At 69.7% G+C, this 14,930-nt stretch carries 10 protein-coding genes and 1 pseudogene; 6 read left to right on the top strand and 5 right to left on the bottom strand.

Translation table 11 applies throughout. The features are described 5' to 3' along the window. The first annotated feature begins 3 nt into the window (after window positions 1–3). Complete coding sequence (locus NITAL_RS08995; protein ID WP_052665937.1) at window positions 4–579, top strand: TetR/AcrR family transcriptional regulator; 576 nt, start codon at window positions 4–6, stop codon at window positions 577–579. An 86-nt stretch (window positions 580–665) separates the two neighbouring features. On the opposite strand, the gene NITAL_RS08990 is transcribed toward NITAL_RS08995, so the two are convergent. Then, the gene (locus NITAL_RS08990; RefSeq protein WP_052669542.1) at window positions 666–1,667 is read right to left on the bottom strand and encodes a pirin family protein; all 1,002 of its coding nucleotides are present in this window, start codon (window positions 1,665–1,667) and stop codon (window positions 666–668) included. A 677-nt stretch (window positions 1,668–2,344) separates the two neighbouring features. Here NITAL_RS08990 and NITAL_RS08985 point away from each other — a divergent pair. The 3 genes and pseudogenes from NITAL_RS08985 to NITAL_RS29575 form a co-directional block, all read left to right on the top strand. Next, entirely contained in the window at window positions 2,345–3,184 is an 840-nt protein-coding gene (locus NITAL_RS08985) for a PaaX family transcriptional regulator (RefSeq protein ID WP_211262294.1), read from the top strand. Window positions 3,185–3,231: 47 nt separating this feature from the next. Then, complete coding sequence (locus NITAL_RS08980) at window positions 3,232–3,966, top strand: alpha/beta fold hydrolase (RefSeq protein WP_052665935.1); 735 nt, start codon at window positions 3,232–3,234, stop codon at window positions 3,964–3,966. A gap of 362 nt (window positions 3,967–4,328) precedes the next feature. Then, window positions 4,329–4,472 (top strand): annotated as a pseudogene (locus tag NITAL_RS29575) (transposase family protein); the annotation flags it as partial. A 62-nt stretch (window positions 4,473–4,534) separates the two neighbouring features. Here the strand turns inward: NITAL_RS29575 and NITAL_RS08975 are convergent. The 3 genes from NITAL_RS08975 to NITAL_RS08965 all read right to left on the bottom strand — a co-directional run bounded on the left by NITAL_RS08975 (window position 4,535) and on the right by NITAL_RS08965 (window position 8,609). Next, complete coding sequence (locus tag NITAL_RS08975) at window positions 4,535–5,230, bottom strand: sortase (RefSeq protein WP_052665933.1); 696 nt, start codon at window positions 5,228–5,230, stop codon at window positions 4,535–4,537. Next, window positions 5,227–6,438: a WxL protein peptidoglycan domain-containing protein gene (locus NITAL_RS08970; RefSeq protein WP_083441382.1), complete on the bottom strand. Its 1,212-nt coding sequence runs from the start codon at window positions 6,436–6,438 to the stop codon at window positions 5,227–5,229. The genes NITAL_RS08975 and NITAL_RS08970 overlap by 4 nt, the downstream gene beginning before the upstream one ends. A gap of 80 nt (window positions 6,439–6,518) precedes the next feature. Continuing rightward, on the bottom strand, window positions 6,519–8,609 hold the full coding sequence (locus tag NITAL_RS08965; protein ID WP_052665928.1) for a choice-of-anchor M domain-containing protein: 2,091 nt from the start codon (window positions 8,607–8,609) through the stop codon (window positions 6,519–6,521). A 450-nt stretch (window positions 8,610–9,059) separates the two neighbouring features. Here NITAL_RS08965 and NITAL_RS08960 point away from each other — a divergent pair, with 450 nt between their 5' ends. Together NITAL_RS08960 and NITAL_RS08955 are read left to right on the top strand one after the other, a co-directional pair. Further along, a complete protein-coding gene (locus NITAL_RS08960; protein ID WP_052664145.1) occupies window positions 9,060–10,100 on the top strand; it encodes an IS110 family RNA-guided transposase in 1,041 nt (346 codons plus the stop codon). 323 nt (window positions 10,101–10,423) lie between these two features. Further along, the gene (locus NITAL_RS08955; protein WP_169786797.1) at window positions 10,424–10,852 is read left to right on the top strand and encodes a nitroreductase/quinone reductase family protein; all 429 of its coding nucleotides are present in this window, start codon (window positions 10,424–10,426) and stop codon (window positions 10,850–10,852) included. A gap of 367 nt (window positions 10,853–11,219) precedes the next feature. Here the strand turns inward: NITAL_RS08955 and NITAL_RS08950 are convergent, their stop codons facing one another. After that, a complete protein-coding gene (locus NITAL_RS08950; RefSeq protein WP_052665924.1) occupies window positions 11,220–14,768 on the bottom strand; it encodes an ATP-binding protein in 3,549 nt (1,182 codons plus the stop codon). Window positions 14,769–14,930: the final 162 nt, after the last annotated feature.

Below are 14,930 nucleotides of genomic sequence, written 5' to 3'. Positions count from 1 at the left end.
GCCGTGGATCTGACGCAAGCACGAACATCGCTGCTCGAGGCGGCCGACGAACTGTTCTACACCCGCGGCCTCCAGGTGGTCGGCGTCGACGAGGTACGGGCCGCCGCCGGCATCTCCCTGAAGCGCCTGTACCAGTGCTACCCCTCCAAGGAAGCCCTGATCGACGCCTACCTCGACCGGCGCGATCGCCGGTGGCGCGCCGAGCTGCGGACGTTCGTGACCGACCAGGCCGGCGACGCGCGTGGCCGCGTCCTGGCCGTCTTCGACTCCCTGGAGCACTGGTTCGCGCAGCCGGAGTTCCGTGGCTGCGCCTTCATCAACGCCTACGGCGAGCTCGGCGAGGTGTCGGAGCTCGTCGCAGAGCGAGCCCGCCAACACAAGCGAGCGCTGCACGGCTTCCTCCGGGACCTCGTCGCGGACGACGCCGATGACCCCGACACCCTGGCGAGCCAGCTCCTGGTCCTGATCGACGGTGCGATCGTGTCCGCGTCGTTCCGCTCGGACCCGGGGGCGGCACGACTGGCACGCTCAGCTGCCGAACCGCTGCTCGACAGCCACCTGCACGCGCCCGGCTGCTGACCTCCAGCGACGGCCGCGCCGTGACCGCCTGGGGCCACTCGCTGCTCGGCGGAGCTCCGTGACCTGAGGGTCGAGTTCGCCGACCGTCAACCCGTGCCGGTCGCGGCGAGTTCCTCGACGCGACCGTCGGCGTGCTTGGCGAACCGCCGCAGGTCGGCGCCGTGGTTCGGATCATCCTCGGGCCACGGCCAGCCGCCGAAGTGGGTCTCCTGGTAGTCGTGGTAGGCCTTCTGGATCTCGGCCTTGGTGTTCATCACGAACGGGCCGTACTGGACGACCGGCTCGCCGATCGGCCGGCCCTGGAGCACCAACACCTCGGCGCCGTCGCCGGTGTCGACCAGCTCGATCGGCACGTCCGAGCGGACCACGGCCGCGTACCCACCCGCGACCTCGATCCCGCCGATGCGGACCGATCCGCCGCGGAACACGTAGACGGTACGCATGGTCTGGGGGTGCGCCGCGGGGCCGAGCCGCCACGACCCCTCGGGGGCGATCGCGGCGTGGTAGATGCCCACGTCGCTGTCCAGCCGGGACGCCCACGAGTGCGGCGGCGGCGCGGGGGCGCGGTGACCTTCGACCAGCTCGCCAGCGACGACCGTCACCTCCGTGGGCCGTCCGGCGGCATCGAGCAACGTGTGCCGGGGGATCTGGTGGCTCCACAGCATGGAGAAGTGCGGCGGCACCATCTTGTCGCTCGCCGGCAGGTTGATCCAGATCTGGAACAGCTCGGTCTGGTTGTGCGCGTCGCGGTTGAGCAGCGGGAACATCTCGGCGTGGACGATGCCCGAGCCCGCGGTCATCCACTGGACGTCGCCGCGGCCGAACCGCGCCGCCGCCCCGAGCGAGTCGGCATGGTCCATGAACCCGCGCCGCATGAACGAGATGGTCTCGAAGCCGCGGTGGGGGTGCTGCGGGAAGCCCGGCACGAGCGAGCCGTGGTACATCGACCAGCCGTCGCGACCCGAGAAGTCGGCGCCGAGGTTGCGGCCGACCAGCGGCGCGCAGGGGCCGAGCTCCTCGTCGCCTTCGGGGTAGTCGTCATCGTGGTGGACGCAGAACAGGAAGGGGTCGATCGTCTGCCACGGCATGCCGAGCTCGACCTGCTGCAGTACCACGTCGTCGCCGGACGTCACGGGTCCTCCTCATGCGTGCCTCAGCGGAGCGTACTCGTAGTTCGCAACGCAACCATCTGCCCCGGCGCAACCCTGAGGAGCGGTGCGCCAGCGTTCCGCCTGCCGGCGCGCGGTGTCGGGCGACCGAGTGTCAATAACATAACATCCTTGATGACGTACGTTTACATGAAGGTTGAAAGCTGCATCCTAGAACCGAACCGGTCACCAGCCCGCAGAATGGCGACAGAACCGAACAATACTCCCCAAATCCGCTCCCTTCCCATCCATCGATTCGAGGTCACGCGGGGCATTGATATAACGTTCGCTTGACGTCACGTAGCCTGAATGACAGACTGATGCCCCACGGGGCCTGTGCCTGGGAGCGGCCCCAACCGTTGGGAGGGTGTAGCCGTGCAACGAACACGCACCGTGGTGCCCGGGCAGCGGTCGTCCTCGTGCTGAACGCCCTGGCCTGGAACGTCTGGCTGGACGGTGCCGTGGACCGGCGGTCCTCGGGATGCCGATCCAGCTTCTCTACCTCGCCGGCTACGCGCTCGTGAGCGTCGGAGCCCTGTGGTGGCTGCTTCGGTCACTGTGGCCCGCGACCGAGCCGGAGGACTCGATCCGCTCGACTGCACAGGAGACCGCTCGATGTGAAGGGATGGACATTGCGGCCCCGCAGTCTCGTCATCGACCTGTTCGCCAACTACGTGCGCTACCACGGCGGGGCAACCAGCGCGCAAGCGCTGCTGCAGCTCATGGAACCCTTCGATGTCACCGCCCAGGTTGCCCGGGTCACCCTGTCACGGATGAAACAGCAGGGATGGCTGTCCACGACCCGGCACGGCCGAGCAAGCTGGTACGAGCTGACGGACATGGCGTTGAGGGAGCTCGACGACGGTCGCGAGCGGATCTTCACCAGGCACAGCACCGACCCCTGGGACGGGGCGTGGACCATGGCCATCTACCACGTGCCCGAAGAGGACCGCCAGATCCGCCAGTGGCTCCGAACCCGGCTCGCCTGGCTCGGGTTCGGGCCACTCGCACCATCGACATGGCTGAGCCCCCGGAACCGGCGCGCCGACGTGCTCGCTGCCATGGGCGACCACGACGTCGACGCTCAGGTGGACCTGCTCGAGGTTCGCACCGGCGACCTCGCCAAGGACCGCGACCTGGCCCGGCGCTGCTGGGATCTCGGCCACCTCAACGACGGGTACTCCCAGTTCATCGACCACTACACAGCCCGCTTCCCGGCATACGAGGCACGCGAACTGCGAGGGGCTGACGCCCTCGTCGAACACATCGAACTGGTCCACGCCTACCGGAAGTTCCCTTTCGAGGATCCGGACCTCCCGATCGAACTGCTCCCGCCCGACTGGAACGGGCTCCGTGCCCACGAGCTCTTCCTGCAGGTCTACCAGCTTCTTCTCACTCCCGCGACGGAGTACTTCCGAGCGGTCCATGAACCCCACCCGTCCCCCATCGCCACCTGAACGAGCGAGTCACCCACAGTTCCGCCCACGACAACACCGAGGACCCCATGACCCACACGTACGTACTCATCAGCGGTGCCTGGCATGGCGGCTGGGCGTGGCGCCCCGTCGCGGAGCACCTCCGCGCGCAGGGTCACCTTGTGCTCACCCCGACCCTTCCCGGCCTGGCCGACGGGGACGATCCCACCGCGCACAACCTGGTCGACGTCAGCGACTTCCTCGTCAACCTCATCGACCAGCACGACCTCGACGACGTGACGCTGGTCGGGCACAGCTGGGGCGGCTACCCGATGACCGCAGCCGTCCCCAAGCTGCTGGCCAGGCTCCGCGAGGTCGTGTACTGGAGCGCCTTCGTGCCGACCGAGGGTGCCAGCCTGCTGGACGAGGTACCGCCGCATTACGTGGAACTGTTCACAGCGCTCGCAGAGGCATCCGGCACCGACAGCGTCACCCTGCCCCTGGAGGTATGGCAGCAGGCGTTCATGCAGGATGCAACAGATGCGGTCCAGCGACTCGTCCACACGCTGCTTGTGCCGCAACCGATGAACTACTTCCGCCAGCCCGTTGATCCTGTCGACTTCCAGGCGATCGGCCTACCCGTCCGCTACCTCGTTTCCCAGGAGGACGTCGCACTGCCGCCCGGGGAGTACGCGTGGACACCACGGTTCCCCGACCGGCTGGGAGTCGCCCCTGAGTTCGTACCCGGCAGCCACGAGGCCTGCTTCACCCAACCGAAAGCCCTGGCCGAGGCCTTGACCCGCCGATCCGCAGAGACGCCCTGACACGGTCACTGGTGGTTCAACCGAGGAAGCGGCCCGGCCGACTCGTCCGGGGCGAGCACCGATGTAGAGCTGGTGGAGGTGTGTATGCGTCACGGTGACCGAGGTGGTGGGCCGCGACCTCCCGGGCCAGGCGCAGCTCGAACAGCTGCCAAACCGGCTCTTCGCGATGAACGAGGGGGGCGGGTGATCCGGTAGCGCGGCGTTGGATGCTTCGAACGCGCTTGTGGCCTCACGAAGATGGCGGTGTCTAGGACGCCACTACGGAGGCCACAAGCGTGGATCACGTTACCGCTCTGCCCTGCCTTGTTCTCGGACTCGACGGCTTCCGGCTGCTCGCCGCGACCGAGCATCGCCATGAGCTGATGCTGCTGGTCGAGACCACGACCGACCGTGACTTCTGCCGCACCCGCGGGGTACGCGCCGGCTCGAAGGGACGTGCCCGCACGATCGTCCGCGACGTCCCGATCGCGGGCCGGCCGACGGTGCTGGTGTGGAAGAAGCGGATCTGGCGCTGCGAACAGCTGGCCTGGTCCGACATCGATCCGCGGCTCGACACTCGAGCAGCTTGTCAGGTGCTGGCCGGCCGGTGGTCGAGCAACTCGGCGAACACGACCAAGCGCTGCGCCGCGCTGTGGCGAGGGTGGCAGGTGGTCAGGGTCAGCGTCGGCACCCCGGTCCCGAGCGGGTCGCCGCCCAGCACCCAGGTGTCGGAGGGCGCGACGATCTGCTGCTTGACGTAGCCGTAGATCCACTCGTCGCCGACCTCGTCGATCAGATGGATCGTGTCGCCGTGGCGGAGCGAGTCGAGCGACCAGAACGGAGCGCCGTACGTGGTCCGGTGCCCGGCGATGGCGACGTTGCCGGACAGACCAGGCATTCCCGTGGACGGGTACCGGCCTGGGCCGTCGCGCAGCTGGGCGTCGGCGACGCCTTCGACGACGTACAGCTCATCGTCGGACACGATGGCGTCGCCGCCCCGCTCGAACCGCAGCACCGCGACCGGCTCACCGATCGCCGGCGCACGGTCGGGGTCAGCTCGAACATCGTCGCGGTTCGTCTCCGCGACCACGGCGTCGGACGGCTTCGGCGACCAGTGGTCAGCCAGCTCCGCTTGGGCCTGCGCGGTCGCGAGACCAGTGAACCAGAGCAGGTACACCACGTAGAGGAGGACGACGGCGCTGATCACCACGAACATCCAGCCGATGCCCCGTACGACCGCAACGAGGTCGAGGGTCCGTCCACGGCTCGCGGTGCCGGCGCTCACGACCCGCGTCCCTCGTCCCGATGGGCGGCCGCCCGGGCGGGGTCGACGATCCGGTCGCGGTCGCCAGGTAGCCGGTCCCCGTCGGCATCTCGAGAACGGACGCCCTCGGACAGAGCGGCGCTGGCAGCACCGGACGACCGTCGGCGACGGCGTCGGTAGGCGAGCCCTCCAGCCACCAGGAGCACGAGCGCGAGCAGCGTCCACGGAAGGGCCCAGACCACGACCGTCGCGACCGTTGGGGTCACCGCGAGCGCCTCCCGGCCCTCCGCAGGAACCGGGACGATCTCGAGGTCTCCGTACAGCCACACGAGCGGTGCAACACCGGTCAGTTCGGTCGTGCTGGTGAACGACTCGCCTGGCAGGAGCTCCGGCAGCGGTTCGCCGGCCGTCGAGGTGGAGAACCACCCGAAGAGCCAGCGCGTCGCGACGGTCGGGTCTCCTGCAAGCCGGACGTTGCCGGTGTTGGCGACGCGGTACCCGAACGTCACGACGCTGCGCCCGAAGGGGTTCAGCCGATGCGCGTACGAAGCCTCGAGCTGCTCGATCGTCAGGGACGGTTCGAGGTCACCGTCGACCCGGAGGTAGACCCGTGCACCGACGCGGCGGTCGACCGCGACACGGCTGCCATCCTCACCGACCATGGCACTCGTCGAGGACGCGACGATGCCGGCGGCGTGGTCCCCCGGCGTGGCGTTCCGCGGAACCACGACGCGGAACGGAAGGTCGACTCGGGAGCGCGGCGGGACCGTCACCTGCTCGATGTCCAACTCGACCCACGTCCCGGCAGCGGTCGACGTCTCCGCGGCCGGCAGGATGTCGAAGCCACCCTGATCGGTCGTGAACGCATCTTGTGCGTAGACGTCGAAGGTCTGCTCGTCGAACGTGTAGTTGATGACGCCGAGGTGATCGATCAGTGTCTCGCCAGGTGCCACGTCGAGGTCGAACCTCGCCCGCCCGGTCGGCCCGTCCGGACCGGAGGGCACCACCCCCCACGTGAGCCTGTCGGTGCCGTCGCCCTCCTGCTCGGCGTCGCTGTCCAGCGGGGTCACGTCGTCCGGGTCGGCGGGCGTCTCCACCTCGTCGTCCTGGCCGGCGGCCGGTCCCGATGTCCAGAGCAGCAGGCTCCCGGCGAGCACGGCAGCAACGAGGCTGCCGACGACGCGCCACGCACGATCGGCACGATCCCGCTGCTGCACACCTGGGCGCACGTGCTGTCCCTTCCTCGACGTGGCGGGGCTGTCGGGCGGCGGGTGGGAGTCCGCGACCCGAACAGCCCAGCCTCGTGTGGCTACATGACGGTGAAGGTCAGGACCGCTTCGTAGGTGCCGGGGGTGGTCTGCGTCGGCAGGCGCAGCTCGAGTGCCGCTCCGAGCTGAGCGGTCCCGAACCCCTGCCCGACGCCCGCGGAAGCAAGAGTGCGAGCCGTTGCGAGCCCGTCACCGTCGGGCCATCCGGGTGCGACCGGCGGTCCCGCCTCAACGCCGCCTCCGGCTGGCTGATCGAGCACCACCGGTTCCCACCCGAGGAGCGAGCCGGCGAAGGAGGGGCCACCTGCGGCGGCGAAGTCGGACACCTGGCCGGATGCGGTCCATCCGGGCGCGCCAGACCGGGTGTCGGTCACCGCCACCGGGCGGAGCTCGCCAGAGGTCGCCCAGGACGCCCCGTCACCGGCCAACTGCGGTGCCGCCAGCTCGACCGTGCGGTCGTCGGGGTCGACCGAGATCACGAGCGCACCAGCCAGTTCGTCCAGCGTGGCGACGATCGTCTGCGAGGCCGACTCGGGTTCACCGGCTGCTGCGCCGGGCGTGACCGTGGTCGGGTCGATGTCGTTGCCGATGACGAAGGTCAGCACGTCCACGTCCTCCACCTCGGTCCCGTCGTTGAGTACGGCGTGGATGGCGATGTGCAGCCGGTAGACGCCGGGCTCGGCGAACATCCAGATCTGATGGGTGTGCTCGGGCGGCACGTAGACGAGATCGAGGTCACGGGAGGCGAGCTGCGGGTTGGGTAGCGAACCCATCAGGAAGTCACCCGGCCCGTCGACCTCGACCAGCCGCACCTGCGGGTAGCCGGATTCGACGTACCGGCCCATGTACGTGCTGCTCCATCCCAGCCAGGGGAGGCCGTCGAAGTTGGAGGGGCCGACGTAGGTGACCTCCCCCGCGCCGAGCCAGTCCTCGTAGATCGTCCCCGTGGTGTCGTAGGTTCGCTCCGGCACGGATCGAACGTGGAAGACCACGTCGCTCGCCTGCCACCAGTCGTCGAGCGTCCCGTCGTGATGGAGCACCAGCGTCGCACTGCCATCAGGGAGCAGCGACGGGGTCACGTCCACGTGGCCGTTGTCGATCACGATCGGCGGCTGCGCCGTCTCGGGAGGCGTCGCAGGGGTGCCGCGACCGACTCGGAAGACGTGGTCGTTGGCGAGCACGACCGCTCCGCCTCGCCCGTCGATGGTGAGCGCGGTCACCGCGGGCGCGCCGAGCTGGTCGCGCACGAGTGACCCGACGTGGAGCCCGTCGCGGTACTCGTTGACCAGGACCTGGTTGAGGTACCCGTCAGCCACCCACAGCGAGCCCGTGTCCGGGTCAGCCGCTAGCGAACGCGACGAGTACACCGGGTGCAGCAAGGTCACCGGATCGTCGATCAGGGTCGCGGTCGTCCCATCGATGCGGACATGCTGGGCCGTATCACCGGCGACCAGCCAGGCGTGACCGTCGGCGGTCTCTGCGACGTAGGAGGCTTCGAAGGTTCCGGTTCCTGCCGGGCCGTCGATCCCGTGGATCGGGGTGACGGTGGCGGTGGTGCCCTCGATGGTGATGACCGCGAACCGGCTGCCGTCGATCGGGGTGGCCAGCGATCCAACGGCCACACCGGGCGCGACGAAGCCGTAGTCGATCAGGCTGGGAGCGCCGGTGATGTCGCGGACAGCCCAGGAGCTGGGATCGCCGGGATCGGTGTCGTCGATCGGCTCGACCTGGCGCATCTGGGTCCCAACCGACATGTGAAGCACACCCGAGCCTGGGTCGACGGCCAGCATCCACCTGTCGTGCGGTGCCAGCGGCAGACCGATGTGGCCGGACCCGAGCCGGAGCCGAACGAGCGAGCCGTCGTGCTGCGGGACGTGCAGGTACAACTGATCGTCGAAGCGACGTGTGTTCTGGTACGACCATCCTCGGGTCGGATCCACTGCCAGCTTGCGGGTGTCCCAGCTGCCCAGCGGCGACGAGGCGACGCTGGTCGTCACGTTCAGCTCGTCGGGATCCACCCAGTAGATGTGGTTGTCGCCCGTGCTACGTACGACACGGTCAGCGTGCGGGTTGTAGACCAGGTCCTCGTAGCTGATCCCGTTGTTCATCCGCTCGCCGTAGGCGAGGATCACCAAGTCGTCCGGCGTGTTGGAGGGCCTCCCTGCGGTCCACTCGATCGGCGTTCACGCGGCTCGCAGCAGCGTGGGGGCAAGCCGCCGGAGACGCGTGACCGCAGCGCGGTGCCAGTCACGGTGCCCACGATCACTTGGCACGCGGGCGACGGCCTCGCGGAATCCCTCGGCCGTCCCCGCAGGGATCCGCCCGGCCGCCTCCGCAATGTTGCTCCGACCCGCGCGGTACTCCCCTGATGGAGACTCGGTGGTGGGCGACGAGACGGATGGCCTTCCGTAGCGTCGATGGCCTCGGCGGGAACGCTCTGTAATCCCCTGTCGCCTCCGGCTGACTTGGTAACGAGGTGCGCCCGCCGAGGCCGCCGCCACGTGACTCGACAGAGGGATGTCTGAACTCGCATCAGGACTGTCCGTAGCGGCTCCTGCACGTTCACCAACGAGGAGACCAGCATGGACGTCATCATCGGGATCGATCCCCACAAGAGCTCGCACACCGCCGTCGCGCTCGACGCGGCCGGAGAGGTCCTAGCGGAGCTACGCGTCACGGCCGGCAAGCACCAGATCCATCAGCTGCAAACCTTCGCCGCGGCGTGGCCGGACCGTCGGTGGGCGGTCGAGGGCGCCAACGGACTCGGACGGCTGCTGGCCCAACAGCTGATCGCCGCTGGTGAGCCGGTCACCGACGTGCCCGCCACCCTCTCGGCTCGGGTGCGTCTGCTCTCGGGCGGGTCGGCCCGCAAGTCCGACAGCCACGATGCCCGCTCGACCGCGATCGCTGCCCTGCACGGACGCCAGCTGCGCCAGGTCGGGCCCGAGGACGTCACGGTGGTGCTGCGGATGCTCTCCGATCGGCGCGATCAGCTGTCGGCGTCCCGTAACCGGATCGTGTGCCGGTTGCACAACCATCTGCGGCATCTGCGTCCAGGCGGCGCTCCGCTACATCTCACAGCCGAGAGGGCCAGCCGACTGCTACAGGGCATCCGCCCTGAAGGCGTCGTCGCGGTACAGCGCAAGCAGCTCGCGAGGGAGCTCGTTGCCGACCTGCGCAAGATCGACCGGCAGCTGGTCGACATCGACGGTCGCATCGTCGAAGCCGTCACGGCCTCCAAGACCACCCTGACCGACATCGTAGGCATCGGACCGATCCTCGCGGCCACGATCATCGGCCATGCCGGCGACATCGACCGGTTCCCCAGCCGGGCCCACTTCGCGAGCTACGCCGGCACCGCACCGATCGAAGCCTCGTCCGGAGACGTCTCGCGTCACCGGCTCTCACGACGAGGCAACCGGCGGCTCAACGCCGCCATCCACATGGTCGTTCTCAGCCAGCTCTCGCACACCAGCCCCGGCCGTGCCTACGTCGACCGGCGTCTCGCGGAAGGCAAGTCCCGCCGCGAAGCGATGCGCGCCCTCAAGCGGCAGCTGTGCAACGTGATCTACCGGCAGCTACTCGCCGACTCCGCGACGACCGAAGAGATCGCCGCGGCATGAGCGGACCCGGGGGACACGGCAGCCTCGAGGGCTGACGTTCAGTCACACCCGGATCCACCAACAACCCTACAGAGGGTCCGGCCACCTGTCGCCGGACCACCTCGCCCTGCCCTCGCCCGACCCACCGACCTCGCCCCTTGACACACAGAGGGTTCGTTGTGCTCGCCTTCGGTCCGGCTGCTAGCGGCCTCAGGTGCCCATAGTTGCTGTCCAAGATCCGCGGATAGAGTGAGGTCGCGAAGCCCGCACGGACGACTGCGGTGTGAGGTGGCCGGTGAGGGCTTGCAGGGCAGTGTCGGCGCGAGTGAGATTGGGTGTTGGGCTTGGGCGTCAAACTCCCGCAGGGCAACACGCTGGTTCTGGCCATCCTCCGCTCGCCCCTCCACCGTTTGCTGAGCGGGTCGGCCATCGAGTTGCGCTACACCGGCCGGCGTTCCGGCCGGCAGTACGCCATCCCGGTGCAGTACGCACGCGACGGGAAGCTGCTCGTGGTCGCCCCACAGCGAGCGGATGCCAAGACGTGGTGGCGTAACTTCCACAACCGTCAGCCGGTGACGATCCGGCTCGCTCGGCAAGTACAGGATGCGACCGCGGAGGTCATCGAGCGCCACGACTCCCGGTGGGAGCGTGACCGGGAACTCTACACCTCCCGCTGGCGGCGCCTGGTGGGCCGGCTTGACGGACCGCTCGTCGAGATCGCCCTGCTCGCCACCGATACGAACGAACGACGACGCGGCGACGCCACACCCTGACCTGAGCGTCGGGGCCGCTTCTGTTCTCCCGCCGATGCGCGTAGAGAAGGGGCAACTGCACGACAAAGCCACCGAACTGCAAGGGCGGCCGACAAGAACCCGAACCTTTGCTTTTCGGTCTCGCGCTTCCTTCAGAGTCCGGTGAACTGGCCTACGTCAAGCTGACGACTGGGTCGAGCGCCCGTTCTCGGCGGGCACGGCGTTCGTGGACCCTGGCGACGGTAGCGTGCACACCGCGTTCAACGGCACCAACGAGGCGGTGCTGCTGTAGGGAACGTCCCTCGAGGTTTCGCAGCGAGGTACGGTGGCGGTCCCCGTCGAGGCCCGGCGAACTGCCAGGCCGGACCAAGCTGGTCGGCCGAACCGTTCAGCGCCTGCGACACCATCGGTCGTGGGCGCCGAGCTCAGCGTAGATCTCGAGGGCAGCCGTGCGCTTCGACTCGGCGTCGCCGGGCCGGTTGGCCGTCTCGTCCGTGCGGGCCCACGCGAGCAGTGTCTCGGCGCGCCACCAGGGCAGCCGGTAGGCGGTGAGCACCTCTAGCGCCTGTGTGTAGGCAGCGTCAGCATCGCCATGTCTTCCCCGCACGCCAGCGACCGTGGCGCGGGCAAGTTCGACGTGGCCGGCACGGCCGCGCCAGTCTTCTCCGGCGCCGAGGATCTCGTCGCAGCGGACCAGGTGTACGTCCGCTTCGTCGACGTCACCGTGGGCTGCGAGGTAGCGGGCCATCTCGGCGCGAGCCATGAGCTCACCGAGCAGCTGGGGGCCGGCGAGGCAGATCTCCAGCGACTGTCGCAACGCCTCGAGCGCCTGCTCGGGTCGGTCCAGGAGCCACCGCGCCTGACCGGCCCAGTACGCGTTCAGCGACGCGTTCACCAGGTCGCCGCGGCCGAGATCGCGGTCACGTGCTTCAGACCACGACTGCTCTGCGGTCTCCCAGTCCCCGTCGCACAGCAACAGGAGCCTCCGGCTCACCGCGTCGTCCGGCAGCTCGGCGGCCCGCTCCCGCGCTGCGCCCAGATCACCCTCAACGGCCAGGGCGTGCACGAACTGATCGGTGATCACTTCGAGGGGGAGTGCCAGGCGTTCGAGCCGGGGCTGGGCGAAGGCCCGCTCACACCACATACGGCTGGCTTCGGGGTCGAGGAGGAAGACGGTGTTGAGCATGGCGCCCACGGAGGTCACCTCCCACCCCAGCCTGGGATCGCCGAGCTCGCGCGCCACCTCCCAGGCATCGTCGAGCGCTGCCAGTCCCGCGGCGAGCTCGCCAGCGCCGAACCGGCTGGCGGCCTGCGTTGGTCCCACGAGGGCGACCAGGTCGCGCCGCTTCAGGTTCTGGGCGATCTCGACGGCCCGTGCCGAGGCCACACGGCTCTGGTCGGTTCGAAGGCCGATCACGGTCGCGAGTGCGATGCCGAACTGCAGGTGGAAGGCTGCCTCGCCGTCGGTGAGCATGGCCTCGGCTGCGGCGAAATGCTCCAGCGCCCGCGGGATGTCCATCACGCTGTGGTGATACGACAGGACGAATCCCAGCCGGCTCCGAACCGCGGCGACGGCTGCGTCGTCACCAGCGGCGCGGTAGTGCGTCAGCGCAGCCTCGAAGTGCCGGACGGCACGGGGCAGGTCGAGCGTCGAGGTGATCAGCAGCTCAGCGGCGCGCCGGACTGCGTCTGCCTGCAGCGCCGGGGCCGCGTTGATGCTGGCCAGGATGGCAACAGCGGCTTCGGCGTGAGTGACGGCCTCGTCCCAGGCGTACACCTGCGCGGCGGCCTCCGCAGCCTCGAGGCTGAGGCTCGCAGCGCGCTCGCGGTCGCCGAACGGGCCGGACGATCGCAGGTGCACCGCCGCGGCCGCGACTTCGGCCGGCCGCGCCAGCCCCGCCTCTTCGAGGGCGGTTGCCGCCCGCAGGTGCAGACGCTGCCGGTGTGGCGCCGGTAGGTCGGCGTGTACCGCCTCTCGCATCAGGGCGTGCCGGAAGGCGTAGCCGGCCTCCCACGCGTTGCCGCTCTCCGCCAGCCAGCCCGCGGCGATCGACTCCTCCAGCGCCGCGACGACCTCGTGTTCGAGACGATCCGCGACCCTGACGAGCAGGTCGAACGCCATCTCCCGGCCAAGAACCGCCGCACAGCCGACGACATCCCGCGCGGCGGCTGACAGGTCGCGGAGCCGCTCCCGCAGCATGTCACGCACACCGGTCGGGACGCGCCACGCCGCCTCGGCTGCGTCGAGCCCGCCCCGCGTCATGAGCTCCTCAACGACCGCACCGGCGTAGAAGGGGTTGCCGCCGGTGGACGACCACAGCGCATGGACCAGATCGGGGGATGCAGGCTGCCCGCTCCAGGCGGCGACCAGCTCGGCGAGCTCCGTCTCGGGCAGCGGTCCAAGATCGAGCCGGTCCGCGACACCGCCGCGACCAACATCGGCGAGGAACGCGCGCAGGGGTGCGTGGCGGCTGCCCGGCGGGTCCCGGAAGCAGACCACCAGCAGCAGGCGGGCCGGGAGGTGACGGGCCAGGTGCGCCAGCAGCCGCGCACTGGCTGCGTCGAGGGACTCGGCGTCGTCCACGACCAGCAGCGTCGGTGCCCGGCCGGCCACCGACGCGACCAGCTCGTTCACCGCGGTGAACAGGGCGAGCTGCCGCTCATGCGGATCATCGGGTGCCGGCGGGTCACCGCCCCGCGACTCCGCCGGCCGCTGCACCAGCGCGGCCAGCAGGTGTTGGACCGGCGCCGGTACCCGTGTGTACGCGTCCGCAACCTCAGCGCTGCCGGAGAGCGCATCGGTGACCGGCGCGTAGGGGATAGCGGCGGCCTGCTCGCAATGGCCGAGGAGCACGATCGCGCGACCTGCGGTCGCGTGCGCCGCAAGCTCAGCGGCCAGCCGGGTCTTGCCGGCTCCGGCTTCGCCCGCGAGCAACACGACGCGACTGCCTCCGTCACGAACGGCCTGCCACAGCGCCGTCAGGCGCTCCAGCTCCGCGGCGCGTCCCACCATCGGCTGCCGACGCATGACGTCGAGCAGCGTGGCTGAGCCGGAGGCGGACGGTCGGGCGCCGACCCGGATCGCGGGCGGGGAAGCGGCCGTCGCCCCGGGACCTGACAGCAGGGCAGGATCCTGCCGCAGGATCGCGGTCTCCAGCTCCGCCAGGCTTCGTCCGGGTTCCAGCCCCAGCTCGTCACTCAGGCGCCTGCGGGCGTCCTGGTAAACCTCCAGCGCTTCGGCCTGCCGGTCCGACCGGTAGAGGGCGAGCATGAGCTGGCCATAGAACCGCTCGCGGAACGGGTGGGCACCGACCGCGGCCTCGAGTTCGCCGACGAGCTCGCGGTGCCGTCCCGACGCCAGATCGGCGTCGACGCGAGCCTCGAGGCCGGTCAGCCGCAACTCCTCGAGCCGGGCGGCCTCCGCCTCGGCAAAGCGCGGAGGGCCGAGATCCTGGAGAAGCGGCCCACGCCACAGCCCCAGAGCGTCTCGCAGGGCGTGGGCTGCCACCGTGACATCGCCGCGCTCGAGTGCGGCCCTGCCGCCGGCGATGCCCTTCTCGAAGCGGCGGGCGTCCACCTGCTGTGGGGCGACCTGGAGGAGGTAGCCGTGCGGGCGGGTCACCACCGGGGTCTCGATCCCGGCAGCGAGCACTGCCCGGCGAAGGGTCGCGACGTGGCTGCGCAGCGTCACCTCGGCGCTGGCTGGCGGTTCGCCGTCCCAGACCGCGTCGATGAGGTGGTTGACGGAGACCACGCCGCCGGGGTGGAGCAGCAGCCTGGCCAGCAGGCGACGAACCCGTGTGCCGCGGAGGTCTACGGGGGCGGCCGGATCGCCGACCTCGAGCGGGCCCAGAACCCGGAAGGGGACCACCACCTGCTCGGTGGCGGCAGGAGTCGTCGAGCCGGCGACGGCCCCGGGGCTCCACGTGGACTCCACGGGTACTCCACGCCTCTCGGGGAGGATTGTCGCCAAGGCTAACGGCCGGATCCGGATCCGAACAGTCACGACGGAATGCGCCCACGAAGACAGGGCTGGACGAACGGACCATGCCCCGATGTGGTGCATGAATGGTCTTGGTGCACACGTGTCGGAGCCGAC

Origin of the sequence: Nitriliruptor alkaliphilus DSM 45188 (assembly GCF_000969705.1) — a bacterium.
In the GTDB taxonomy this organism is placed as follows: domain Bacteria; phylum Actinomycetota; class Nitriliruptoria; order Nitriliruptorales; family Nitriliruptoraceae; genus Nitriliruptor; species Nitriliruptor alkaliphilus.
The sequence above is the reverse complement of the archived record's forward strand: the minus strand, read 5'-3'. Positions and strand labels throughout refer to the sequence as shown.